At 59.3% G+C, this 23,029-nt stretch carries 21 protein-coding genes; 8 read left to right on the top strand and 13 right to left on the bottom strand.

Features of this window, described 5'->3' with window-relative positions; all coding sequences use genetic code 11:
* Window positions 1–115: 115 nt before the first annotated feature.
* Together ACWIKB_RS27050 and ACWIKB_RS27055 are read left to right on the top strand one after the other, a co-directional pair.
* A complete protein-coding gene (locus ACWIKB_RS27050) occupies window positions 116–1,060 on the top strand; it encodes a LysR family transcriptional regulator (protein ID WP_475270542.1) in 945 nt (314 codons plus the stop codon).
* Between the two features lie 199 nt (window positions 1,061–1,259).
* On the top strand, window positions 1,260–2,876 hold the full coding sequence (locus ACWIKB_RS27055) for an alkaline phosphatase family protein (protein ID WP_475270544.1): 1,617 nt from the start codon (window positions 1,260–1,262) through the stop codon (window positions 2,874–2,876).
* A gap of 127 nt (window positions 2,877–3,003) precedes the next feature.
* Here the strand turns inward: ACWIKB_RS27055 and ACWIKB_RS27060 are convergent, their stop codons facing one another.
* Entirely contained in the window at window positions 3,004–3,909 is a 906-nt protein-coding gene (locus ACWIKB_RS27060) for a TauD/TfdA dioxygenase family protein (RefSeq protein WP_123402734.1), read from the bottom strand.
* 183 nt (window positions 3,910–4,092) lie between these two features.
* Between ACWIKB_RS27060 and ACWIKB_RS27065 the strand changes: the two genes are divergently transcribed.
* Window positions 4,093–5,013 (top strand): LysR family transcriptional regulator, encoded by a 921-nt coding sequence (locus tag ACWIKB_RS27065; protein WP_475270545.1) that lies wholly within the window; start codon window positions 4,093–4,095, stop codon window positions 5,011–5,013.
* Window positions 5,014–5,136: 123 nt separating this feature from the next.
* Here ACWIKB_RS27065 and ACWIKB_RS27070 read toward each other — a convergent pair whose 3' ends face one another.
* The gene (locus tag ACWIKB_RS27070; protein ID WP_475270546.1) at window positions 5,137–6,150 is read right to left on the bottom strand and encodes an ABC transporter substrate-binding protein; all 1,014 of its coding nucleotides are present in this window, start codon (window positions 6,148–6,150) and stop codon (window positions 5,137–5,139) included.
* A gap of 381 nt (window positions 6,151–6,531) precedes the next feature.
* Here ACWIKB_RS27070 and ACWIKB_RS27075 point away from each other — a divergent pair, with 381 nt between their 5' ends.
* Genes ACWIKB_RS27075 through ACWIKB_RS27085 form a run of 3 tightly spaced genes read left to right on the top strand, consistent with a single transcriptional unit; the run spans window position 6,532 to window position 10,567 of the window.
* A complete protein-coding gene (locus tag ACWIKB_RS27075) occupies window positions 6,532–8,130 on the top strand; it encodes an ABC transporter permease (RefSeq protein ID WP_475270547.1) in 1,599 nt (532 codons plus the stop codon).
* A complete protein-coding gene (locus tag ACWIKB_RS27080) occupies window positions 8,127–8,942 on the top strand; it encodes an ABC transporter ATP-binding protein (RefSeq protein WP_475270548.1) in 816 nt (271 codons plus the stop codon). Before ACWIKB_RS27075 ends, ACWIKB_RS27080 begins: the two co-directional genes overlap by 4 nt.
* Window positions 8,943–8,956: 14 nt before the next feature.
* A complete protein-coding gene (locus ACWIKB_RS27085; protein ID WP_475270549.1) occupies window positions 8,957–10,567 on the top strand; it encodes an arylsulfatase in 1,611 nt (536 codons plus the stop codon).
* A gap of 119 nt (window positions 10,568–10,686) precedes the next feature.
* On the opposite strand, the gene ACWIKB_RS27090 is transcribed toward ACWIKB_RS27085, so the two are convergent.
* Window positions 10,687–11,760, bottom strand: a complete 1,074-nt coding sequence (locus tag ACWIKB_RS27090; protein ID WP_475270550.1) for a fatty acid desaturase — start codon at window positions 11,758–11,760, stop codon at window positions 10,687–10,689.
* A gap of 100 nt (window positions 11,761–11,860) precedes the next feature.
* On the opposite strand from ACWIKB_RS27090, the gene ACWIKB_RS27095 reads away from it, so the two are divergent.
* On the top strand, window positions 11,861–12,865 hold the full coding sequence (locus ACWIKB_RS27095; RefSeq protein ID WP_475270551.1) for an AraC family transcriptional regulator: 1,005 nt from the start codon (window positions 11,861–11,863) through the stop codon (window positions 12,863–12,865).
* A gap of 154 nt (window positions 12,866–13,019) precedes the next feature.
* Here ACWIKB_RS27095 and ACWIKB_RS27100 read toward each other — a convergent pair whose 3' ends face one another.
* From ACWIKB_RS27100 to ACWIKB_RS27115, 4 genes are all read right to left on the bottom strand, one after another.
* Window positions 13,020–14,252, bottom strand: a complete 1,233-nt coding sequence (locus tag ACWIKB_RS27100) for a type II toxin-antitoxin system HipA family toxin (RefSeq protein WP_475270552.1) — start codon at window positions 14,250–14,252, stop codon at window positions 13,020–13,022.
* Window positions 14,245–14,493, bottom strand: coding sequence for a helix-turn-helix domain-containing protein (locus tag ACWIKB_RS27105; RefSeq protein WP_475270553.1), 249 nt, complete (start codon window positions 14,491–14,493; stop codon window positions 14,245–14,247). The genes ACWIKB_RS27100 and ACWIKB_RS27105 overlap by 8 nt, the downstream gene beginning before the upstream one ends.
* A gap of 112 nt (window positions 14,494–14,605) precedes the next feature.
* Window positions 14,606–14,971 (bottom strand): response regulator, encoded by a 366-nt coding sequence (locus ACWIKB_RS27110; protein ID WP_475270554.1) that lies wholly within the window; start codon window positions 14,969–14,971, stop codon window positions 14,606–14,608.
* A gap of 154 nt (window positions 14,972–15,125) precedes the next feature.
* Window positions 15,126–15,812: a Crp/Fnr family transcriptional regulator gene (locus tag ACWIKB_RS27115; RefSeq protein WP_475270555.1), complete on the bottom strand. Its 687-nt coding sequence runs from the start codon at window positions 15,810–15,812 to the stop codon at window positions 15,126–15,128.
* A gap of 84 nt (window positions 15,813–15,896) precedes the next feature.
* On the opposite strand from ACWIKB_RS27115, the gene ACWIKB_RS27120 reads away from it, so the two are divergent.
* A complete protein-coding gene (locus ACWIKB_RS27120) occupies window positions 15,897–16,415 on the top strand; it encodes an Mpo1 family 2-hydroxy fatty acid dioxygenase (protein WP_475270556.1) in 519 nt (172 codons plus the stop codon).
* 90 nt (window positions 16,416–16,505) lie between these two features.
* On the opposite strand, the gene ACWIKB_RS27125 is transcribed toward ACWIKB_RS27120, so the two are convergent.
* From ACWIKB_RS27125 to dibA, 6 genes are all read right to left on the bottom strand, one after another.
* On the bottom strand, window positions 16,506–17,495 hold the full coding sequence (locus tag ACWIKB_RS27125) for a sulfate/molybdate ABC transporter ATP-binding protein (RefSeq protein ID WP_475270557.1): 990 nt from the start codon (window positions 17,493–17,495) through the stop codon (window positions 16,506–16,508).
* Window positions 17,496–17,498: 3 nt separating this feature from the next.
* A complete protein-coding gene (gene cysW, locus ACWIKB_RS27130; RefSeq protein ID WP_054050211.1) occupies window positions 17,499–18,371 on the bottom strand; it encodes a sulfate ABC transporter permease subunit CysW in 873 nt (290 codons plus the stop codon).
* A gap of 12 nt (window positions 18,372–18,383) precedes the next feature.
* Window positions 18,384–19,202 (bottom strand): sulfate ABC transporter permease subunit CysT, encoded by an 819-nt coding sequence (gene cysT / locus ACWIKB_RS27135; RefSeq protein ID WP_123402746.1) that lies wholly within the window; start codon window positions 19,200–19,202, stop codon window positions 18,384–18,386.
* Between the two features lie 177 nt (window positions 19,203–19,379).
* Window positions 19,380–20,393 carry a sulfate ABC transporter substrate-binding protein gene (locus ACWIKB_RS27140; protein WP_475270558.1) on the bottom strand — a complete coding sequence of 338 codons (1,014 nt, stop codon included), beginning with the start codon at window positions 20,391–20,393 and terminating at the stop codon, window positions 19,380–19,382.
* Between the two features lie 158 nt (window positions 20,394–20,551).
* Window positions 20,552–20,734: a sulfur starvation response protein OscA gene (gene oscA / locus ACWIKB_RS27145; protein ID WP_123498265.1), complete on the bottom strand. Its 183-nt coding sequence runs from the start codon at window positions 20,732–20,734 to the stop codon at window positions 20,552–20,554.
* A gap of 323 nt (window positions 20,735–21,057) precedes the next feature.
* Entirely contained in the window at window positions 21,058–22,977 is a 1,920-nt protein-coding gene (gene dibA / locus ACWIKB_RS27150; protein WP_475270560.1) for a phosphodiesterase DibA, read from the bottom strand.
* Window positions 22,978–23,029: the final 52 nt, after the last annotated feature.

Raw genomic sequence — 23,029 nt, forward strand, 5'->3', positions numbered from 1 at the left:
CTTTAAAGTTATTTATTTATGTTTTTACAAAGATTTACTGCATAAGAGATTGCCTTTATAAGGAGTCGACCTAATGCATATCCAATGCATTTGCCCGATATTTTTTATGTGAAAAATGCATATCGATTTGCGCCAACTCCGACACTTCATCGCCCTCGCCGACCAGCGCAGTTTCGTCGCGGGTGCGCTGGCGGTGAACCTCTCGCAATCGGCGTTCAGCCGCAGCATTCAGGCGCTGGAACACAGCGTCGGTTGTCAGTTGGTGGATCGCGGACGCAAGGACCTGGCGCCGACCAAACAAGGCCAGGTGTTGCTCGAACATGCGCGGCGGTTGGTCAGCGGCGCGCAGCAGATGGCCAACGAGATCAGCCAGTTCAATGGCCTGGAGGCCGGCGAGTTGCGCTTCGGTTGCGGCCCGGCGCCAGCGGCAGGGTTGATCCCTCGGGCGATTGGCGCCTTCATCGGGCGCTATCCGAAAGCGCGGGTGCAGTTTCAGGTGGATGATTGGCAGAGCTTGAGTAAGCGATTGCTGAGTGAGGAGTTTGAATTCTTCGTCGCCGACACCCGCTATTTCGAAGCGGACCCGGATTACCAGACTCAACGCCTGCGCCCACGCAAATGGCATTTCTGCTGCCGCGCCGGGCATCCACTGGCGGGGCGCGAAAGCGTCAGCGCGGCGGAGTTGATGAGCTATCCGATGGCGGTGAGCATCCGCCCGCCGAACCTGCGCAAAGTCATCGTCGACCTGAGCGGCCGGCCCGATTTCACGCCGAATGTGGAGTGCGAAAACAGCTACAGCCTGTTGAGCGTGGTGATGCGTTCGGATGCGATCGGGATTGTCGGCGCTTATTCAGATGCGCTGCATCTCGCCAAGGGTGAGCTGGTGTGTTTGAAGATCGACGGGTTGGCGGATGATCTGGAGGAGCTGTACACGCGGTACGGGATTGTCAGCCGCGCCGGGTATCGCTTGTCGCCGTTGGCCGAGGCGATGATTGCGCAGATCAAGGCGATTGATCAGCAGGATGAAGAGGTGTGTTCGCTGGAGAATCTGGCCGTCTGATAGGCTGCCTTCGCGAGCAAGCCCGCTCCCACAGGGAATTTGTGAACGACGCAATACCAATGTGGGAGCGGGCTTGCTCGCGAAGAGGCCAGACCAGGCGCCAATGCACCCACTGCATAAAACCCATTCCCCAAATGCACTTGCCTCAACCCCGCCCCACCAGCGAAAACCCTCGCCTGTCTTCCGATTGGTGAACCCCATGCCCAACACCCCAAAACCCGTGCGCAACGTGCTGTACATCATGTGCGATCAACTGCGCCGCGATTACCTGTCGTGCTACGGCCACCCGCACTTGCACACCCCGAACATCGATCGCCTCGCCGCCGCCGGCGTGCGTTTCAGCCGCGCCTACACCCAAGGCACGATCTGCGGACCGTCGCGGATGTCGGCCTACACCGGGCGCTATGTCAGCAGCCATCAAGTGGCATGGAACGCGGTGCCGTTGCCCCTGGAAGAACTGACCATCGGCGACTATCTGCGCCCCCACGGCATCCGCACCGCGCTGGTGGGCAAGACCCACGCCACGCCTAATCTGGATGCGCTGCAACGCCTTGCCATCGACCCGCTTAGTCAGCAGGCAGAGGTGTTGAACGAGGTCGGCTTCGAACCCTTTTTCCGCCACGACGGGATCTTCCCCGACGACCCTTTGTTTGACGATAAACGCGAGTCCGCGCCCTACACCCGTTACCTGCGCGACCACGGTTTCGAAGGCCGCAACCCGTGGCACGACTGGGCCAACGCGGCCGAAGGCGAACGGGGAGAAATCCTCAGCGGCTGGAAAATGCGCAACGCTCATTTGCCGGCGCGCGTCCCCGAACAGCATTCGGAAACCGTCTACACCACCGACCGCGCCATCGACTTTATCGGCGAGCAAGGCGAGCAGCCGTGGTGCCTGCACCTGTCGTACATCAAGCCGCACTGGCCCTACATCGCCCCGGCGCCGTATCACGCGTTGTACGGCGCCGATCAGGTGATTGATCCGGTGCGTGCAGCGGCTGGCGAGGCAAGCGATCACCCGGTGTACAACGCGTTTCGCCAGCATGAAGAAAGCCTGAATTTCTCCCGCGACGAAGTGCGCTTAAACGTGGTGCCGACCTACATGGGTTTGATCAAACAGGTCGATGATCAGCTCGGGCGGTTGTTCGACTTTCTGCAGAGCAATGGCCGCTGGGATGACACGCTGATTGTGTTCACCAGCGATCACGGCGACTTCCTGGGCGACCATTATCTGGGGGAGAAAGAGTTTTTGTTGGAGCCGGCGGTGGGGATTCCACTGATCGTGCGCGACCCGCGTGTGGCGGCGGATGTAACCCGGGGTTCGGTGGATGATCGGCTGGTGGAAACCATCGATGCGTTGTCGACTTTCCTTGAAGCACTTGGGTTGCCAAGCGCCGATCACCGACTCGAAGGGCGCTCGCTGATCCCGCTATTGCACGGCGTGGAAACTGACTGGCGCCGCTATGCGATCAGCGAATACGACTACGCCTTCCAGGCCCCGGCGCGTGAGCGTCTGGAACAGCCGATTGACCGTTGCCGCATGACCATGGTGCGCAGTGAGCGCTGGAAATACCTGGCGTATGACGGCTTTCGGCCGCAGCTGTTTGATCTGCTGAATGATCCGCAGGAGTTGAAGGATTTGGGCGCGGATCCGGCGTATGCGGCGGTGCGCGAAGAGCATGCGGGGTATTTGTTCGAGTGGGTGCGCGGGTTGAAGCGGCGCACGACCATTAGCCATCAGGAGATTGATTTGCGCGGTCAGCGGTTTCGTTATGGCGAGCCCGAAACCGAAAAGTTGGTCCAGATCGGCGTGTGGTAACCCAATCAAATTGTGGGAGCGGGCTTGCTCGCGAAAGCGGTGTGTCAGTCAACACTTGATCGACTGACACTCCCTCTTCGCGAGCAAGCCCGCTCCCACAGAAGCCCGCTCCCACAGGGTCCGTGTTTCAAGCGCCTTTAATGGTCTGACTCCGCTGCCCCGCCACCCCAACCGGCACTTCACCCTTCAACGTCACCCGGCGAACAATCCGATCCTGGGTCCCATAGTCATCCACCGCGTAATGCTGCGTGGAACGGTTATCCCAGATCGCCACATCGCCGGCCTTCCAGCGCCAGCGCACGGTGTTTTCCAAACGGGTGACATGGCTTTGCAGCAGCCCAAACAGATGCGCCGAATCCGCCTGGGAATAGCCCTTGATACGCTTCACGAAATGCCCCAGCAGCAAGCTCTTCTCGCCGCTGATCGGGTGCACGCGCACCACCGGGTGCTCAGTCTCGTAAACCGTGGAGGTGAAGATCTTGCGGTAGCGCTCCAGCTTCTCAGCCGACACGTCGGGCTTGGCGCCGGCGTAGTCGTATTCGTTGCTGTGCACCGCCGTGAGTTTGTCTGCCAGTTCGCGCAGTTCCGGCGCCAGTTCGTTGTAGGCCGTGGCGGTGTTGGCCCAGAAGGTGTCGCCGCCGAACGCCGGGGCCACCACCGAGCGCAGGATTGAGGCTTTCGGGTAAGCGTCGACAAAGGTCACGTCGGTGTGCCAGGAGTTGGCGCGCTGGCCTTCAGCGCCATCGAGTTCCAGCAGGTAACGGGTGCCGTCGCGTACCGGCACAGTCGGATGCGCCACCGGTTCGCCGAGCAAGTGCGCGAAGGCTTCCTGGCTCTGGTCGTCGAGCTGCGTCTGCTCGCGGAAGAACACGACTTTGTATTGGACCAGCGCCTGCTGGATCGCTTCGACGGTGCCGGCATCCAGCTCGCCGGAGAGTTGCACGCCGCGGATCTCGGCGCCGATCCGACCGGCCACCGGATGGATTTCAAGCGCGTGAACAGCGGGTTTTACAGCTAAAGCGGCATTGCTCATGGGTAGACCCTCGATCGGACTGCTGACGGTTGAGCGGCAGCGAAGCATTGCTCTATCTATATTCAATTTAGGTCTAATAGATATTCACATGCTTCGTTGACGGAATAAGAGCTTGCATTTAAAACCTCAAGCAACCTTCGTCGCAAATGCCTTCGAGCTATTTTTAGGATGCCGCAAAAGCATATGGATCTTCGCCAGTTGCGCTACTTCATCGCCCTCAACGAACACCGCAGTTTTGTCCGCGCGGCCGACGCCATGGGCATCACTCAACCGGCGTTCAGCCGCAGTATCCAGGGGCTGGAGCAAGAGTTCGGCTGTGTGCTGGTGGACCGTGGCAACAAGGATTTGCGCCCGACACCGGAAGGCCAGGTAGTGCTGCAACACGCCCTGACCCTGGTGCAAGGCGCGGCGTTGCTCAATGCTGAAGTGACGCAGATGACCAAGCTCGACGCCGGCGAACTGCGCTTCGGTTGCGGCCCGGCGCCAGCGGTGAAACTGGTGCCGGATGCGGTGGCACAATTCATCAATGCGCACCCGAAAGTGCGCACCTGTTTCCAGGTGGATAACTGGGAAAAACTCAGCCGCGCCCTAAGCCGGGAAGAGATCGAATTCTTCATCGCCGACATCCGCCATTTCGAAGCCGACCCTAACTTCCAGACCCAGGCCCTGACGCCCAAGCGCGGCGTGTTTTTCTGCCGGCCGGGGCATCCGCTGTTGGCCAAGGACAGCCTGTCGACCAACGATATGTTCGACTACCCGCTGGCGACCACTCTGATCCCGCCGGGCATCCGCAAACTGCTGGCAAACCTCAGTGGGCGGATGGATTTTTCGCCGACCATCGAAACCGAGCACTTTCCGGCGCTGGTGAAGATCGTGCTGCAATCGAACGCCATCGGCATCGGCACGGAAGAGGCGTTTATCGAGGACATTGCCAAGGGTTCACTGGTGCTGCTGCACTGGCGCAACTTGCCGCAGAACATTGACAGCATGAATGCGCGGTGCGGGATTGTGAGCCGCACGGGGTTCAGGTTGTCGCCGGCGGCGCGGGCGATGATTGAGACGTTGGTGGCGGTGGATAAGCAGCAGATTAGCGTAGCGGTTTAGGGCCTCTTCGCGAGCAAGCCCGCTCCCACAGTGGATCTCTGTCGGACACAACATCTGTGTACGCCGAAAATCTACTGTGGGAGCGGGCTTGCTCGCGAAGGCGCCTGCACAGGCGCTAAAGATTCAGAGCTTGGCAGCAGCCAACTCAGGCACCACCCAATCCGTCACTTTGAACGGCTTGCGAATCAACTTCTGCTGCGAAGCCAAATCCACCGCATCCTGCAATTTCCCGAGGAATATCGGGTCCAGGGTCGACGGGAACACTTCGCTCAACTTCTGATCCTTCAAATCCTGCTGAAGAATCACCGCCGGATAACTCGCCAGCCCCGACACCAACTGAATGTACGCGTCCTTGTTACTGTCCTGAGTCAGCCACTCCACCGCTTGCTGCTGCGCCTTCAGCAATTTCGCGACGACGTCAGGATGTTCGTCGACAAATTTGCCAGTGCCGACCAACACCGCCTGCACACTGCCAGCGCCACCCAGATCCTTGGTGTTCAACGGCAACTCGGCCAGCCCTTTGGCTTGCAACGCCGTCAGCCCGGAGCTACCCCAGGACGCATCGATCTGCTTGGCCGCCAATGCCGCAACCGCACCGTTGAAGTCCAGGTTAATCACCTTCACGTCCTTCTCGCTCAACCCTTGGCTGGCCAGCGCCGCATCGAAGGACAGCTGCGTGGCGGTGCCACGGAAGATCGCCACGCGTTTGCCTTTGAGGTCTTGCAGGGTTTTGATCCCCGAGCCCGGCACCACGCCCAGATACTGTTTCACGCCCCGCGCGGAGGCGCTGAGCAGCCGCGTATCGAGGCCATTCGACTTACCGATGATCGCTGCCAAATCCCCCAGGTAAGCCAGGTCCACCTGACCGTTGGCGAACGCTTCGTTGATCACAGGACCGGCGCCCTTGAAGAAACTCCACTGAATCTTGATGCCCTGATCGGCGAAGGCTTTTTCGTAGATCTGCTGGTCGCGCAAGACATCCGCTATGCCGCCGCCACTGTGTTGGGTGCCGGCGCTGAGATCGGGCACGGCGATCCTGATTTCCTTGAGTTCGTCGGCGTGGGCAGTGAACGCCAACAACCCCGCCAGCGCCGGTATGGCGAACAGACTGATGACACGTTTGAAGGGACGATTCATGGGTGCGGCTCCTGGTGGCGACGGCGTTGAGGAGCAGAACGTAGGCTGAATCGGAGCCAGCACTTAAATACTATAAATTCACATTTTTATATCTTTTAGATCTATGTCAGTTAAAGCGCGGCTCTTGGGCGCGTATGCATAAACAGCATCGAAAATATTCTTCGAATGCATTGGATGCGTGTGGGCTGTAGGCCTTAAATGGCTTGGCTTATCTCTCAATAGTATTGATTTGAATTTTTATAGATCAAATTTGCATACACCGCCCCCTGTAGGAGCGAGGCTTGCCCGCGAAGACGGAGTGTCAGTCGCCAACAATGTTGGATGGACAGACGCCTTCGCGGGCAAGCCTCGCTCCTACAAGGTCAAAAACGGAGGTCATCCATGGCCCGTGTTTCCCTTCTCAGCCTGCCGCTGCTCGCGCCGCCGCTCAATGGCCAGCGTCTTTGGCCAAGCCTGAGCCAACGACTGCTGCCTTGGTTGCTACCCGTCAGCCTGTTCACACTCTGGTGGCTGGCCAGCCGAAATCACTGGATGAGCGAGCAAATCCTGCCGGCGCCCTCGCTGGTGTGGAGCAGCGCCGTCGAACTGTCCCAGGGCGAGTTGTGGAGTCATCTGTGGATCAGCCTGCAACGCCTGTTCTGGGGTTTGCTGGCCGGGGTCAGTGTCGGTGCCGTATTAGGCGCGTCACTGGGTTTCAGTCGGCGTCTGGAGCGTCTGGTGTTCCCGACCTTCGCCGGGTTGGCGCAAGTCCCGACCCTGGCCTGGATTCCGTTGTTCATGGTGTTTTTCGGCATCGGCGAAGTGTTGAAACTGGTGGTGCTGGTGAAGGCCATCGTGGTGCCGGTGACGTTGCACACCTTGGTCGGCGTGCGCGACGCGCAACCCAAACTGCGGGAAGCCGCCGCCGTGCTGCGGCTGCCAACCCGGTTGTTGATTCGTCGTCTGATCTTGCCCGCCGCGTTGCCGGCGTTCATGGCCGGCGTGCGGCTGGCGCTGGCGGCCGGTTGGACGTCGTTGCTGGCCGTGGAACTGTTGGCCTCCAGCGAAGGCATCGGTTACCTGATGGTCTGGGCGCGGCAGTTGTTCATGCTCGACATCGTCTTCGTGGTGATCGTGGTGATTGGTTTTATCGGCGTGGCGATGGATCGTGGCATCGGTCTGCTCGACAAAAAACTGGTGCACTGGCCGCACCCGGCCACCGCAGAGATTCGCCGAGGCCCGCGTTATGAAGGCTGGCAACGCCTGCAACCCTGGCTGCTGCCCTTGGCACTGCTGGCGCTGTGGCAAGTGACTACGGATCAGCAATGGATCGACGCAAATATTCTGGTAAGCCCACTGACGGTTTTGCAAACCACCTGGCACGGCTTGCTCGACGGCACCTTGATCGGCGGCATGGCCCTGAGCCTGGGCCGCACCCTCGGCGGTCTGTTGCTGGGAGGCAGTCTCGGATTTGCGCTGGGCTTGCTGCTGGGTTTGTCGCGCACCAGTGAACGAGTGCTCGGCCCGACCCTTGCTGCCATCCGACAGATCGCGATTTTCGCCTGGGTACCGCTGCTCACCGCGTGGTTCGGCCTGGGGGAATTGGCCAAATGGGTATTCGTCGCCCTCGCCGCATTTTTCCCGCTGTTCATCGCCACCCAACGCAGCGTCGCCAACCTCTCGCCGCAACTCAACGAAGCCGCGCAAGTGCTGCGCCTGAACCTCGGCCAGCGCCTGCGCCGTTTGGTTCTGCCGGGCGCCGCGCCGGGGATTTTCGCCGGCCTGCGCCTGAGCCTGATCTACGCCTGGCTCGGCACCATCGGCGCCGAATACTTCATGCCGTCCAATGGCGGCATCGGCAGTCAGATGATCGGCGCGCAACAACTGCTGCGCATGGACCTGATCATGGCCGGCATGCTCCTGGTGGGCCTGACCGGCGCTCTGCTTAACCTTATTGGCCAACGCCTGGAAATCCGCGCGACCCGCTGGAGACACGCATGAACGCACCAATTGTCAGCTTCAACCACGTGGGCAAATCCTTCGACGTCGACGGCTTTGAACTGGAGGCGATTCGCGAATTCAACCTGGAGATTGCCGAGGGCGAATTCGTCGCCATTGTCGGCTCCAGCGGCTGTGGGAAATCCACGTTGCTGCGGCTGCTGGTTGGCCTCGATACCCAGTTTCGCGGGCAGATTACCGTGGACGGCAAAGCGGTTACCGGCATCGGTGGCGAGCGCGGAATTGTCTTCCAGGAACACCGTTTGTTCCCGTGGCTGACGGTGGCCGACAACATTGGCCTGGGCTTGGTCAACGAAGCGCTGAGCGCCGAACAAAAGCAAAAACGCGTCGATGATTTCATCGAACTGGTCGGGCTCAGCGATTTCACCCGCGCCTACCCGCACCAACTCTCCGGCGGCATGGCGCAGCGGGTGGCGATCGCTCGCGGCCTGGTCGCCAGCCCTCGGATTCTGCTGCTGGACGAACCCTTCGGGGCCCTCGATGCCCTGACTCGTCAGCAGATGCAGGACGAACTGTTGGCGATTCGTAGTCGGGCCAAGATCACCACGATCCTGGTCACCCACGACGTGGAAGAGGCGATCTTCCTCGCCGACCGCGTGGTGGTGATGGAGCCGCGTCCCGGACGGATCAAGCAAGTGGTCGATATCGCCCTGCCCCATCCGCGCCAGCGCAGCAGTTTCGACTTCCACCAATTGCGCGAAGAGCTGCTGCACGAATTGACCAGCGAAGACCACTACCAACCCGCCGTGCCGGTGCAGATCCGCGACCTGCCACTGTCCTTCATTGCCTGCTGAACAGGAGACTTTTGATGCCGCAACGTCCCAACTTTCTGGTGATCCTGGCCGATGACCTGGGCTTTTCCGATATCGGCGCATTCGGCGGCGAAATCGCCACGCCGAATCTGGATGCCCTGGCCAACAATGGCTTGCGCCTGACCGATTTCCACACCGCACCGACCTGCTCGCCGACCCGTTCGATGCTGCTTACTGGCACCGACCACCACATCGCCGGCATCGGCACCATGGCCGAAGCGCTGACCCCGGAGCTGATTGGCAAACCGGGTTACGAGGGGCATCTCAACGACCGCGTGGTGGCGTTGCCGGAATTGCTGCGCGAGGCCGGTTACCAGACGTTGATGAGCGGCAAATGGCACCTGGGCCTGACCGCCGAACTGGCGCCCCACGCACGGGGTTTCGAGCGCTCGTTCTCGCTGCTGCCAGGGGCCGCCAACCATTACGGTTATGAGCCGACTTACGATGAACAAACGCCGGGGCTGTTGAAATCCACTCCGGCGCTGTACATCGAAGACGACACTTTCGTTGATGAGCTGCCGAAGGATTTCTATTCCTCCGATGCTTTTGGCGACAAGTTGCTGCAGTACCTCAAGGAGCGCGACCAGACCCGGCCGTTCTTTGCGTATCTGCCGTTTTCCGCGCCCCACTGGCCGTTGCAGGCGCCGGCCGATGTGGTCGAAAGATATCGCGGACGCTATGACGCCGGCCCCGAAGTGCTTCGGCTTGAACGCCTGGAAAAACTCAAATCCCTTGGCTTGATCGATGCGGATGTCGAACCTCATCCGCTGATTCAACTCAACGCGCAATGGGATGCCTTGAGCGAAGAACAGCGACAGGTCTCCGCGCGAGCTATGGAGGTTTACGCGGCGATGGTCGAGCGCATGGACTGGAACATCGGGCGTGTCGTTGATTACCTGCGCAAGCAGGGGCAATTGGACAATACGTTCATCCTGTTTATGTCCGATAACGGCGCTGAAGGGGCGCTGCTGGAAGCCTTCCCGAAATTCGGCCCGGAGTTGCTGACCTATCTGAACCAGCATTACGACAACAGCCTGGACAACATCGGCCGCGCCAACTCCTACGTCTGGTACGGACCGAGCTGGGCCCAGGTCGCGACCGCGCCGTCACGGCTGTTCAAGGCGTTCACCACCGAAGGCGGGATTCGTGTGCCGGCGCTGGTGCATTACCCGCAGTTGTCGCTTAAAGGGCAGATCAGCCATGGGTTTGGCACGGTGATGGACATCACGCCGACCATTCTCGACCTGGCCGGCGTGCGGCATCCGGGCAAGCGTTGGAGGGGCAAGGACGTGGCGGAGTTGCGCGGCAAATCGTGGCTGGGGTTTCTGTCCGGCGAAACGGCGCAGGTGCACGACGAACACACGGTGACCGGGTGGGAGTTGTTTGGACGGCGGGCGATTCGGCAGGGGCAGTGGAAAGCGGTTTACATCCCGGGGCCGGTAGGGCCGGCGACCTGGCAGCTTTATGATCTGGGGAGTGATCCTGGGGAGATTCATGATTTGGCGCTTTTGCAGCCGGACAAACTGACTGCGTTGATCGAGCATTGGCAGCGGTATGTGGATGAGACCGGGGTGATATTGAGTGAGTCGCCGTTTCAGCCGGATTGAGGGTGACTGAACGACCGCTTTCGCGAGCAAGCCCGCTCCCACATTTGATCTTCAGTGAACACAAAATTTGTGAACACCCGAGATCTCCTGTGGGAGCGGGCTTGCTCGCGAAGGGGCCATCAGACGCGCGCACCTTCTACTGGCTGCACCTGAACTTCCTCTTTGCGCACAAACCGATTCGCCCGCCCAAACGTCCCGAAATCATTAAACCGAACCCCCATCTCGCGCATGACTTTATGCGCCACGGGCACGGTCATCTGGCGGATGTAGAACGGTTCCTTCACCACAAAATGATGAATCCCGTGGCTGCTGCCGAAGTTGAAGCAGAACGCCTGCATCGGCCACATCCACCATGGGTTCAGCACTTGGGTTTGCTGGATCACATTGCCCAGTTCGACGTCACCGTAGTAGTGCATGTTCGAGCTGACAAAGTGCAGGCAAAACGTGCGCAACACGTTCGGCCCGATAATCACCACCGCCGCGATGTCGATCACTTGCATCACCGACAACGTGGTCGCTGACCACTCAATCGGCGCGCCCAACAAAGCCGCGATGCCATTGGCCGCGTGAAAACCGAGAAACACATACCACGCGCCCCAATGCACCAGTGCCAGCGGCGCATACACCTTCAACGTACGCTTGATGATGCTGAATTTGTGCGCCCAGGTTTTCGCCCGGAGCATGCGGATAAACGCCGACATCACGTTGTCGCCGACCATCAGCAACCGCGCGATACCCCAAGGCTCGCCGTTGGTGATCGCCCGTTCTTCCATGTCGGTTTCGGTGCCGGAGACCTTGTGGTGGTTGAGGTGCAGATGGCGGCGTATCCACGGGTTGATGGTGCTCGGCCGCGCCAGCCAGACAAGGCCCATCATCAGGTTGTGCGGCAGCCGCTGTTTGCGGAAATACATGCTGTGGATCAGGTCGTGTTCCAGCTCGTGGGTCAACGAGGCGAAAAAGGCGTTAAGCAACAGGCACAACCACCAGGCCATGTGGCCGGTGATGTAGAGCGCCGCCGAGCCGATCATCCCGGCCAGCGCGAAGGCCAGAATGCCCGCGCCCAAGGCGTCTTGATGGTTGAGAATCGGGTAGCGTTTGCGCAGCTCGACGCCTCTGGCCAGCACCACTTCGCGAATATGTGCTGATCGTTGGGCTGCATTCAGTCGCTGGGGACTTGCAGAAGTACCGTCCATGCTTCCATCCTCTGGTTATTGATGGTCACATCCTGCCTTGTGATGCATTCCAGGGTAGTAGCCGTGAACGCCAACCTGTTGACCGGAAGCGCCAATCAGCATGACTGAACCGACCTCCCTCGCCAGCTGGACCCGCGCCCTGCGCAAGCAACTTGATGCGTTGGGTCTCGACAGCACCGCCCTGTGCCAACAGGCGGGGCTTGACCCGCAGTTGATGGACGACCCTAACGCCCGTTATCCGTTGTCCAGCACCACGCGCCTGTGGGAAATCGCCGTGCAAGTCAGCGGCGACCCGGCGATTGGCTTGCGGGTGTCGCGTTTTGTCAGCCCGACCACGTTTCACGCGCTCGGTTATGCGCTGGTGGCCAGCGGCAGCCTGCGGGAAGTCTTCGAGCGGATCGTGCGTTATCACCAAGTGGTCAGCGATGCCCTGGAACTGGAATTGACCCGCACCGAGGATCGCTACCGTTTTCGCCTGAAAGTCCCCCCCGGCAACCCGGCCCCGGCTTTCGAAGCCATCGACGCCTTTGCCGCAATTTACGTGCGCACCTGCCGCAATCGCCTGGGCCGCGACTACGCCCCGCTGGCGGTGTACCTGCGCCGGCCGGAACCGGCGGACCCGCACCAATGGCACAAAGTCTTCCGCTCACCGGTGTATTTCGCTGCCGACGAAGACCGACTGGAATTCGCCTTGGTGGATTTCGACAGCCACCTGGACGACGCCAACCCGGAACTGGCCGAACACAACGAAACCGTGCTCAAACGCACCCTGGCCCAGCTCAAACCGCTGACCTGGGAACGCAAAGTGCGTGACGCGATTGAAGAACAACTACCGGAAGGCGAACCCAGCGCCGAACGCATCGCCCAAGCCCTGCACCTGAGCTTGCGCAGCCTGCAACGACATCTGGCGGACGAGGGTTGTCGATTCGATACGCTGCTCAACGAAAGCCGCGAGAACCTGGCACTGCTGCACCTGCGTGATCCGCTGTGCTCGCTGAGTGAGATCAGCTATCTGCTGGGGTTTGCCGATACCAGCAGCTTCAGCCGCGCGTTCAAACGCTGGACGGGGATGACGCCGGGGCAGTTTCGGGATGGGTTGCGCTGACGAACCCGGGAAATGGGTTGCCTGGGCCGGCCTCTTCGCGAGCAAGCCCGCTCCCACATTGGATCTTCAGTAGGCACAAAATTTGTGAACACCCGAGATCCAATGTGGGAGCGAGCTTGCTCGCGATGGCGTCCGTCAACCCAACACAAAACCATCAACCTTTAATCAGGCTGCGGGCTACACCTGATTTCCACTGATCCATCATCGCTCCGCCAACCTCGGCGAAGCCGCTATTGGCCTTGATGTAATCAGCCATCTCGCCCATCGCCACGTCTATCCCATGGACGACTTGTTGCAGCAGTTCATTGCAGCGGCCTTCCGTCAGGTTGCAGGCCGAACGACCAAAGCGCATCAGCATTTTGTATTTTGGCCAAGCCTTCGAACCGCCCAACAGCAATGCCATGCTATCTGTCTTGATGTAGACCGACGTCGTGACGATGTCATAGGCCGGGGCAAGGCTGATCTGTGCATCGTCGCCACAGTGTTCATACAACACACCGAAGTTTTTCAGGTGCGCGTCACCGTTTTTCAGACCGGATGACAACGCAACGATTTTGAAAAATGACTCCAGTGCCTGGTTGAGCAGCAATGGAGAAACGAATCCCTTTATTTGCTTCGCGGCGCCTTCGTATGAACCGTCGTATTTGGCCTTGGAAGGCCAGGCATTGAGCACACAGAAATCCTCAAAGCCCAGATAGCCTTTGTCATTCAGATCGAAGCGTTTAACCACCAAAAATTTACCGTGCTCGCTCAGTTCGAATTCCGGTACCTCCAGCCCGGAATGCAACGCGGCCCGCATACAGAAGTATTCGTTGGCCGCAAGCTCGGGATATTCCTCCGGGCGAAATGCTTTAACCAGGTGCGTCGCTCCGCGATGGGTAAGCCGGTCAGCTGTGGTTGCACTGTCACGCACAAGCACCTTTGGCTGGACGCCGGAGACACCCGAGTATTGACCGTAGGTGTGCAACAAGTCCTCGAACAAACCTTGCGCACCGTCATGCACAAGAAGGTCTGCGAGGCTGGTTTCAGGCTGTCGGTTGTTTGCTTCTTGCGAGCTTGCAATCCCCACTCGCCCGAGCTGATGCGGGCCGACGATTGCCAGCATCGAGAAGTCGTCAAACCCGCGAACCGCTTTGCTGAAGCGACGAATCAGCTCTTCGCGCAGGGCACCTTCCGGCAGGTTCATTTCAAAAATCGGCGGGACACCTCGTTCCCATTGATAGCTTTCGAGGCGAGCCGGCATCGTCAGCGATACGGCGTTTTTTTCAAGCACGTCGTCGGCGTAGGTGAAAACTGAATCACCGCGAGAATAATTGCGGCCCAAGGTCCCTACGCTGGTGTCGGCAACGCTGATGTGGAGCCTGTCGTTATCCCACGAATCAACCATGGAAGTTCACCTTCTTCAGGGTGTCCAGAGTCGGACGCGTGGATTGTCTAGGCACGGCTGTGAGTTCGTACCCGAAACCATTGAGAATGGCCTCAACCTTGCGAATACCAATTTCAGAGAGGGTGTTGTTTTCGATACCCGAGATCGTCGCACGGCTCATTCCGTATTGTTGCGCCAGCGCCTGCTGAGAGAGTTTTCTCTCTTTGCGCAATGTTCGGATCAGTTCACCAAGGCTTTCCATTCATTAAACCTGCATCGTATACAGTGCAAATTTCCACAAATCGTGGATATGCATTGTATTTAGTGCAGTTTTTAAATGAAGTCCAGCTCGTTTTTTGATCAGTCTCTAGAAATCACCGCCCCCGGTCCCGCCGCAACAACTTGCGCACCCGCGCCACCAGTTCGCTCACGGCAAACGGTTTGAGCAGGTAGTCATCCTCATGCAGCTCCAAGCCGCGCAGGCGATCTTCGATGCCGTCCTTGGTGGTGAGGAACAGCACTGGGGTTTCGCCGAGCTTGCGGATTTGTTGCTGCAGCTGCCAGCCGTTGAGGCCCGGGAGCATGACGTCGAGGATGATCAAGTCGTATTCGCCGGACTCGATGAAGCGGCGGCCGTCCATGCCGTTAAGCGCCACATCCACCGAATAGCTCGCTTCGTTCAGGCCGTTGGCCAAGTGTTTGGCGATTTCGGGTTCGTCTTCCACTAACAGGACACGCATGGCACACCTCGATTATTCAGGGGTACAGGCTAGGCGCGTTTGGGCACAAAGCCCATCACTAACCGCCAGGTTTTAAAAGATCGCAGCCTTCGGCAGCTCCTATAGGTGTAAGCCATTCCAATGTAGGAGCTGTCGAAGGCTGCGATCTTTTGCTTCAAACCACCGCTAATGCTCGCAACCGCTCGGCATCCAAAATTTCGATTTCGCCGTAGCCCAACCCGATAATCCCCTGCCCTTGCAACTCCTTGAGCATCTGGTTGGTGGTCTGCCGCGACAGCGACAGCATCGACGCCAGTTGCTCCTGGGGCAGTTGCAGCACTCGACGCGGCGGGTCGATTTCGCCGTAGCCTTCGGCAATCATTAGCAGACGATGGGCCAGACGTGCCGGGGCCGGCATCAGGCTCAGTTGTTCGAGGTTGATGAAGGTCAGGCGCAGTTTGTGGCTCATCAGTAGCGCGAGTTGCCGCCAGTACACCGGTTGTTCATCGAGCAGTTTCAGCAGCGCCGACTGCGGGATATGCAACAGGGTGCATGGACCGGCGCCAAACGCGTCGTGGGTGCGCGGCTGGCCATCGAACAGGCAGATTTCGCCGAACCAGTGTGGCGGTTCGACCAGGCTCAGCAAGGCCTCTTTGCCCTGCTCGCTCACTGCGCCGATGCGCACGGTGCCCTCAAGCACCGCGTACAAGCCGCAGGGCGGATCGCCGCGTTTGAATAGGCGTTGCCCCGCCGTCAACCGTCGCACCCGGGCCACCGCCAGCAGACTATCCTGTAGGGAAACGGGTAAATGACTGAACCACTGCCCACTCATCAGGCGTGGACGCCAAACCTGCATGTCCATGAAGTCTCCTAGAGATTGTCGCCTGGCTGACAGAGCGAACACGGTACCCGGGGCATGATCAGTCACCCTACAGGAGGAATAACAATGAAAAACCTCGTTGACCATCTCAGTCAATACGCCGCTTACCACCGTGACCCACGCAATATCGCCAGCCACTTTATCGGCATTCCGCTGATTGTGGTGGCGGTGGCGGTTTTGCTGTCGCGGCCGCAATGGGCCGGCGGCTGGGTTTCGCCGGCAGTGCTGCTGGCGTTGGCGTCGGCGTGGTTTTACCTGCGCCTGGAGCTGCGCCTCGGGGTGCTGATGACGGTATTGCTGGGCTTGTGCATTTGGGCAGGTCAGATTCTCGCACAGCAAAGCACGATGGTCTGGCTGAGCAGTGGTGTGGCGATGTTTGTGATTGGCTGGGCGATTCAGTTTGTCGGCCATCACTATGAAGGACGCAAACCGGCGTTTGTCGATGATGTGACGGGGTTGATTGTGGGGCCGTTGTTTGTGGTGGCGGAGTTGGCGTTTTTGCTGGGGTTGCGGCGGGACCTCAAGGAGCAAATTGAGGCGCGGGTTGGCGGGGTGAGAATTAATCCGAATCGCGCTGCGGCGTAGGACGACTTCGCGAGCAAGCCCGCTCCCACAGGGGATTTATGTACGCCATAGATCCAATGTGGGAGCGGGCTTGCTCGCGAAGCTTTTGCTTTAGATGTTGGCGACTTTCTGCCAAACCTTGGGCTTGAAGAACAACGTCTCACCCTTGGCCAAGCCAACTAGGCTGTCGTGATCCTTCACCACTTCGGCCTCGATCAATTCACTCTGCCCTTCAACCTTCAACGTCACCCGCGTGGTGGCGCCCAACGGCCGGATATCGCGCACTTCAGCCGCGTGGTGATCCTCCAGCTCATGCCGCGACAGCGACACTTCGTGCGGACGGAACAGCACGTGATTGTCGTCGCCCAAATGCAGACGGTTCGAATCGCCGAGGAAGTGATAAACGAAATCGCTGGCCGGGTTTTCGTAGACGTCGCCCGGTGAGCCGATCTGCTCGATCACACCTTTGTTCATCACCACGATGCGGTCCGCGACTTCCATCGCCTCTTCCTGGTCGTGGGTCACGAACACGGAAGTCAGGTTGATGTCTTCGTGCAGCCGCGCCAACCAGCGACGCAGTTCCTTACGAACCTTGGCATCCAGTGCGCCGAAGGGTTCGTCCAGCAGCAAAACCTTTGGCTCCACTGCCAACGCGCGGGCCAAAGCAATCCGCTGGCGCTGGCCACCGGACAGTTGCTCCGGGTAGCGATCCGACAGCCAATCCAGTTGCACCATGTTCAGCAGTTCGTGGACTTTCACCGCGATCTGGCTTTCGCTCGGGCGCTGGTTTTTCGGCTTCATGCGCAGGCCGAACGCGACGTTGTCGAACACGGTCATGTGGCGGAACAAGGCGTAATGCTGGAATACGAACCCAACGTTGCGATCACGCACGTCGTGGCCGGAGACGTCTTCACCGTGGAACACGATGTTGCCCTGATCCGGGGTTTCCAGGCCGGCGATGATCCGCAGCAGCGTGGTCTTGCCACAGCCGGACGGGCCGAGCAGTGCCACGAGTTCACCGCTGTGGATGTCCAGACTGATGTTGTCCAGCGCCTTGAACGCGTTGAAATTCTTGCTGACGTTACGCACTTCGATCGACATGAATTATTCCTCCGCGGCGCTGGCGCGCAGGCGGTTAATACGGTTTTCGCTCCACTGCTTCAGCAGCAGGATGAAGAGCGCCATGATCAGCAACAGGCTCGCCACAGCGAACGCGGCCACGTGGTTGTATTCGTTGTAGAGGATCTCGACGTGCAGCGGCAGGGTGTTGGTCACCCCGCGAATGTGCCCGGAAACCACCGATACCGCACCGAACTCACCCATCGCCCGCGCGGTACACAGCACCACGCCGTAGATCAGGCCCCATTTGATATTGGGCACGGTGACGTGCCAGAACATCTGCCAACCATTGGCGCCAAGCAGGCGCGCGGCTTCTTCTTCCTGGGTGCCTTGTTCCTGCATCAGCGGGATCAGCTCGCGCGCCACGAACGGCACGGTGACGAAAATCGTCGCCAGCACGATGCCCGGCAAGGCAAAGACAATCTGGATGTCGTGATCCTGCAACCACGGCCCGAACAGGCCCTGGGCGCCGAACATCAGCACGTAGACCAGACCGGCGATCACCGGCGACACCGAGAATGGCAGGTCGATCAGCGTCACTAGCATGCTCTTGCCGCGGAACGAATATTTGCTCACGCACCACGCCGCGCTGACGCCGAACACCACGTTCAACGGCACGGAAATCAGCACGGCGATCACCGTGAGTTTCAGCGCCGACAAGGCGTCCGGCTCAAAGATCGCGGTGAAGAACGCACCCAGGCCGTTTTTCAAACCCTGGGACACCACGATGAACAGCGGCAACAGCAAAAACAGGGTGAAGACCAGCCAGCACAGGCCGATCAGGATACGCCGCGAAGTAGCACTGCCACGGCGAGCGGCGTTGGCCGAAGAGGCGGCCGCAATAGACGATTGGGACATGTTCGCGCCTCCTTATGGGGTTTCGATGCGCCGCTGCAGCAAGTTGATCAGCAGCAACAGGACGAAGGAAACCACCAGCATCAACACGCCAATGGAGGTAGCTCCGGTGTAATCGTATTGGTCGAGTTTGACCATGATCAGCAGCGGCAGGATTTCGGTTTTCATCGGCATGTTGCCGGCGATGAAAATCACCGAACCGTACTCACCGACGCCACGGGCAAACGCCAGGGCGAAGCCGGTCAGCCAGGCGGGCAACAGCGCGGGCACCAGGATGTAGCGGAACACTTGCAATGGTTTGGCACCGAGGCAAGCGGCGGCTTCTTCGACTTCACGCGGAATGTCGGCCAACACCGGCTGCACCGTGCGCACCACGAAGGGCAAAGTGACGAAAGTCAGCGCCAGGGTGATACCGAGTGGGGTGTAGGCGATTTTGAAGCCCATGTCTGCGGCGAACTGCCCGACCAGACCGGTCGGTGTGTACAGCGCGGTCAGCGCGATACCGGCCACGGCAGTGGGCAGGGCGAACGGCAGGTCGATCATCGCGTCGATGATCTTGCGACCCGGGAACGTGTAGCGCACCAACACCCAGGCCAGCAACGTGCCGATGATGCCGTTGATGATCGCGGCATACAGCGCAGTGCCGAAGCTCAACTTCAACGCCGCCAGCACGCGAGGCGCAGTGACGATGGCGTAGAACTGATCCCAGGTGAGCTGGGCGGCGTGCACAAACATGGCCGCCAATGGAATAAGCACAATCAGGCTGAGGTACACCAAGGTGTAGCCCAGCGTCAGCCCGAAGCCGGGTATGACGGGGGAGATACGACGCGACATAAAAGTCCTTGGTTGAAAAAATCAATCAGCTAAACGCATCAATGTGGGAGCGGGCTTGCTCGCGAAGAGGGAACATCAGTCAACATTTCCGTCGTCTGACACACCGCCTTCGCGAGCAAGCCCGCTCCCACATGTTCAGTGCCTAAGCTTAAGGCTCGCTGTGTGGCTTATGGCAGATTACTGCGCCTGGTAAATCTGGTCGAACACGCCACCGTCATTGAAGAATTTCGGTTGGGCAGTTTTCCAGCCGCCGAAGTCTTTGTCGATGGTCACCAGATCCAGGGTCGGGAACTGCTTGGCGTACTTGGCCGCTACGTCCTTGTCACGTGGACGGTAGAAGTTCTTCGCGGCAATTTCCTGACCGGCCGGGCTGTACAGATGCTTGAGGTAGGCTTCGGCGATTTGCTCGTTGCCCTTCTTCTCGGCGTTCTTGTCGACCACGGCCACTGGCGGTTCGGCGAGGATCGACAGCGAAGGCACGACGATTTCGAACTTGTCCGCGCCGCCGTCTTCTTTCAGTGCCAGGAACGCTTCGTTTTCCCAGGCCAGCAACACGTCGCCCTGACCGTTGTTGACGAAGGTGATGGTCGAACCACGAGCGCCGGTGTCCAGCACAGGCACGTGCTTGAACAGGGTCTGGATATATTCTTTGGCCTTGGCTTCGTCACCGCCGTTGGCTTTCAGGCCATAGGCCCAGGCCGCGAGGAAGTTCCAGCGTGCACCGCCGGAGGTTTTCGGGTTCGGAGTGATGACCGACACGTCATTCTTGATCAAGTCGCCCCAATCCTTGATGCCTTTAGGGTTGCCTTTGCGCACCAGGAATACGATGGTCGAGGTGTAAGGGGTGCTCGCATCCGGTAGACGCTTCTGCCAGTCAGCCGGCAGGGCTTTGCCGAGTTTGGCGATTTCATCGATGTCACCGGCCAGGGCCAGGGTCACTACGTCAGCACGCAGGCCGTCGATTACCGCACGGCCCTGTTTGCCCGAACCACCATGGGACTGCTGGATTTTCACGGTGTCGCCCGCGTGGTCTTTCTTCCAGAAGTTGATGAATTCGGCGTTGTAATCCTGATACAGCTCGCGGGTCGGGTCGTACGACACGTTGAGCAGCTCGTAATCCTTGGCAACCGCGGAACCCGCAAAAAGGGCGCTGGCCAGCGCGGCCAAAGCGAAATGACGAATCGACGACATGGTGAAAGCTCCTGGAATTCTGGTTGTGTTGGCTTTTCTTATGGGTTTCTGGAATCGCGGTTGCCGGTTAAAAGATCGCCGCCTTCGACAGCTCCTACATCCATCCCCCGTAGGAGCTGCCGAAGGCTGCGATCTTTTGATCTTTCGATTTTTTCGCTTCAGCTCGGCTTGTTAACCGGGTTCTGCAAGCGGAATTTCTCTTTGCGTTCGATCTGGACCACTTGGGCGTTGTGCACGGTGATTTCCACTGCGCCGAAACGCAGATCGCGCAGGGCGCTCTGGATCTCACGCAAAATGGTTGCTTCGTCCTGGCCGTCAACGCTACGTAGGGATGCGCTCATGGTGCTGCTCCTTAGTCTGAGAGGTTGCCTGGCAGTGGCGGCACTGCTTGCGGCGTGAGGGCAATAGTAGATACGCGCGGATATTCTTAAAAAGACTATTTAAGAATGTTTATATAACCAGAAAGTATTATTTGATGGGACAAGGGGTTGCGAGGGATTTGGCTTTTTCGAAAGCCACACAAAACCCTTGTGGCGAGGGGGCTTGCCCCCGTTCGGCTGCGAAGCTGTCGTAAATTCTGCTAGCGCTGTGTATCAGACATTTTGGGGCGGCTTCGCCACCCGACGGGGGCAAGCCCCCTCGCCACAAAAGCAGGTCGCGGGCCTCAGCCAATCACGGGAGCCCGCGCCCAATCCAGTTGCTCAGCCGGCACCGGCCGGCCAAACCAATAGCCCTGCCCCAGATCACATTCCTGTTCGAGCAGAAAACCCGCCTGCTCTACCTGCTCGATCCCTTCGGCGTGCACCTGCATCCCCATGCTTTTGGCCAACGCAATAATCACCCGCACAATCGCGCCATCGTCTTCGTCCCACGGCAACCCGGCGACAAAACCCTGATCGATCTTGAGCTTCTGCACGGGCAATCGCTTGAGTCGCAGCAGCGATGAATACCCGGTGCCGAAATCGTCGATGGCCAACCGAACCCCCAATTCCCGCAGGCGATGCATCTGCTCCAACGCCACCTCCGGATCATCCATCACCGCGCTTTCGGTGACTTCAAGTTCCAGATACGCCGGGTCCAGGCCGGTTTCGCGCAGCACCTGCGCCACCTGCTGATACAACTCGCGGCGGGCAAACAAGCGCGAAGACACATTCACCGCGACAAACGACAACACCACGCCCGCCTGCTGCCAATCGCACATCTGCTGACAGGCTTGTTGCATGACCCAAGCATCGATCTCGGAAATCAACCCGGTGCGTTCAGCGACGGGAATGAACTCCGCCGGCGAGATCAACCCGCGCTGCGGATGCTCCCAGCGCACTAATGCTTCGACACCGATCAGACGACTGGTTTTGAGGTCATGAACCGGTTGGTAGTAGACCCGCAGTTCCTGCAACTCCAGCGCCCGACGCAGTTCGAAGGCAATCTCGACCCGCTGCTGGGCATGCGCGGTCAATTCTTCGGTGTACAGCGCGTAGCCATCGCGACCGGCGCTCTTGGCCTTGAACAGCGCCGAATCAGCATTGCGCAGCAATTGCTCGGCACCAAGGGCGTCGCTGGGGAACAGACTGATGCCGATGCTGGCGTTGATGAACAACTGATGCCCATCAATCTCGAACGGCTGCTTGAGGCCATCAATGATCCGCTGCGCCAGTGCCGCTGCCTGCACCAGTTGCGGACAGTTTTCCGCGAGGACGGCAAACTCGTCCCCGCCCAGCCGCGCCAGGGTGATGCCCGGCACGAACAGGCCTTTGAAACGCTCGGCCACGGCTTTGAGCAGTTGGTCGCCGACGTTGTGCCCGAGGCTGTCGTTGATCATCTTGAAGTGATCCAGATCGATCATCAGCAAGGCGCAACCGCGCTTGTGCAGTTGCGCCGAAGTCAGCGCCTGCTCGACGCGATCGGTGAACAGAAGGCGGTTGGGCAAGTCAGTCAGCGGGTCGTGATGGGCCAGGTGAATCAGTTCGTGTTCGGAATTCTTGATCGCACTGATGTCGGAAAATACCGCCACGTAATGACTGAGTCGGCCCAGATCGTCATGAATGAGGCGGATGGTCTGCCATTGCGGGTAGATCTCGCCGCTTTTGCGCCGGTTCCAGATCTCCCCACTCCACTGGCCGGCGCTGCCGAGCATGGCAAACATCGCCTGATAGAACGCCGGCGGGTGGTGACCGGACTTGAACATACTGGGCTGCTGACCGAGTACTTCTTCACTCTGATAACCGGTGATTTCCATAAACGCCCGGTTCACATGGACGATCAGGCCTTTGCTGTCGGTGACCAAAACCCCTTCATGGGTGCAGTCGAACACGGCGGCGGCCTGGCGCAGCCGTTCCCGGTCTTCACTGCGCTCACGTAATTTCGCGCCGATTCCCAGGCAGCGGAACAATCTGGCCCGGGCGAGGAAGATTAATCCAGCGCTGAGCAGCACCCAGGCGTAACCGTTGATCAGTTGCCATCGCAACAGTTCGGCGGAGCTATCGAAGAAACTGTTCAATAAATAACCACTGAACTGGAGCCAGACTACTGAAAGCACCAGGTAAAGCAGCGCTGCACGCAAGGCATCGCGATATGTGGCAGACATTCGGCCGTCCATGTCCCTACAAAAGGGTTGGAATTATAGGTTAAAGAAACAT

The sequence above is a fragment of the Pseudomonas sp. 5Vm1k genome (genome assembly GCF_056161485.1).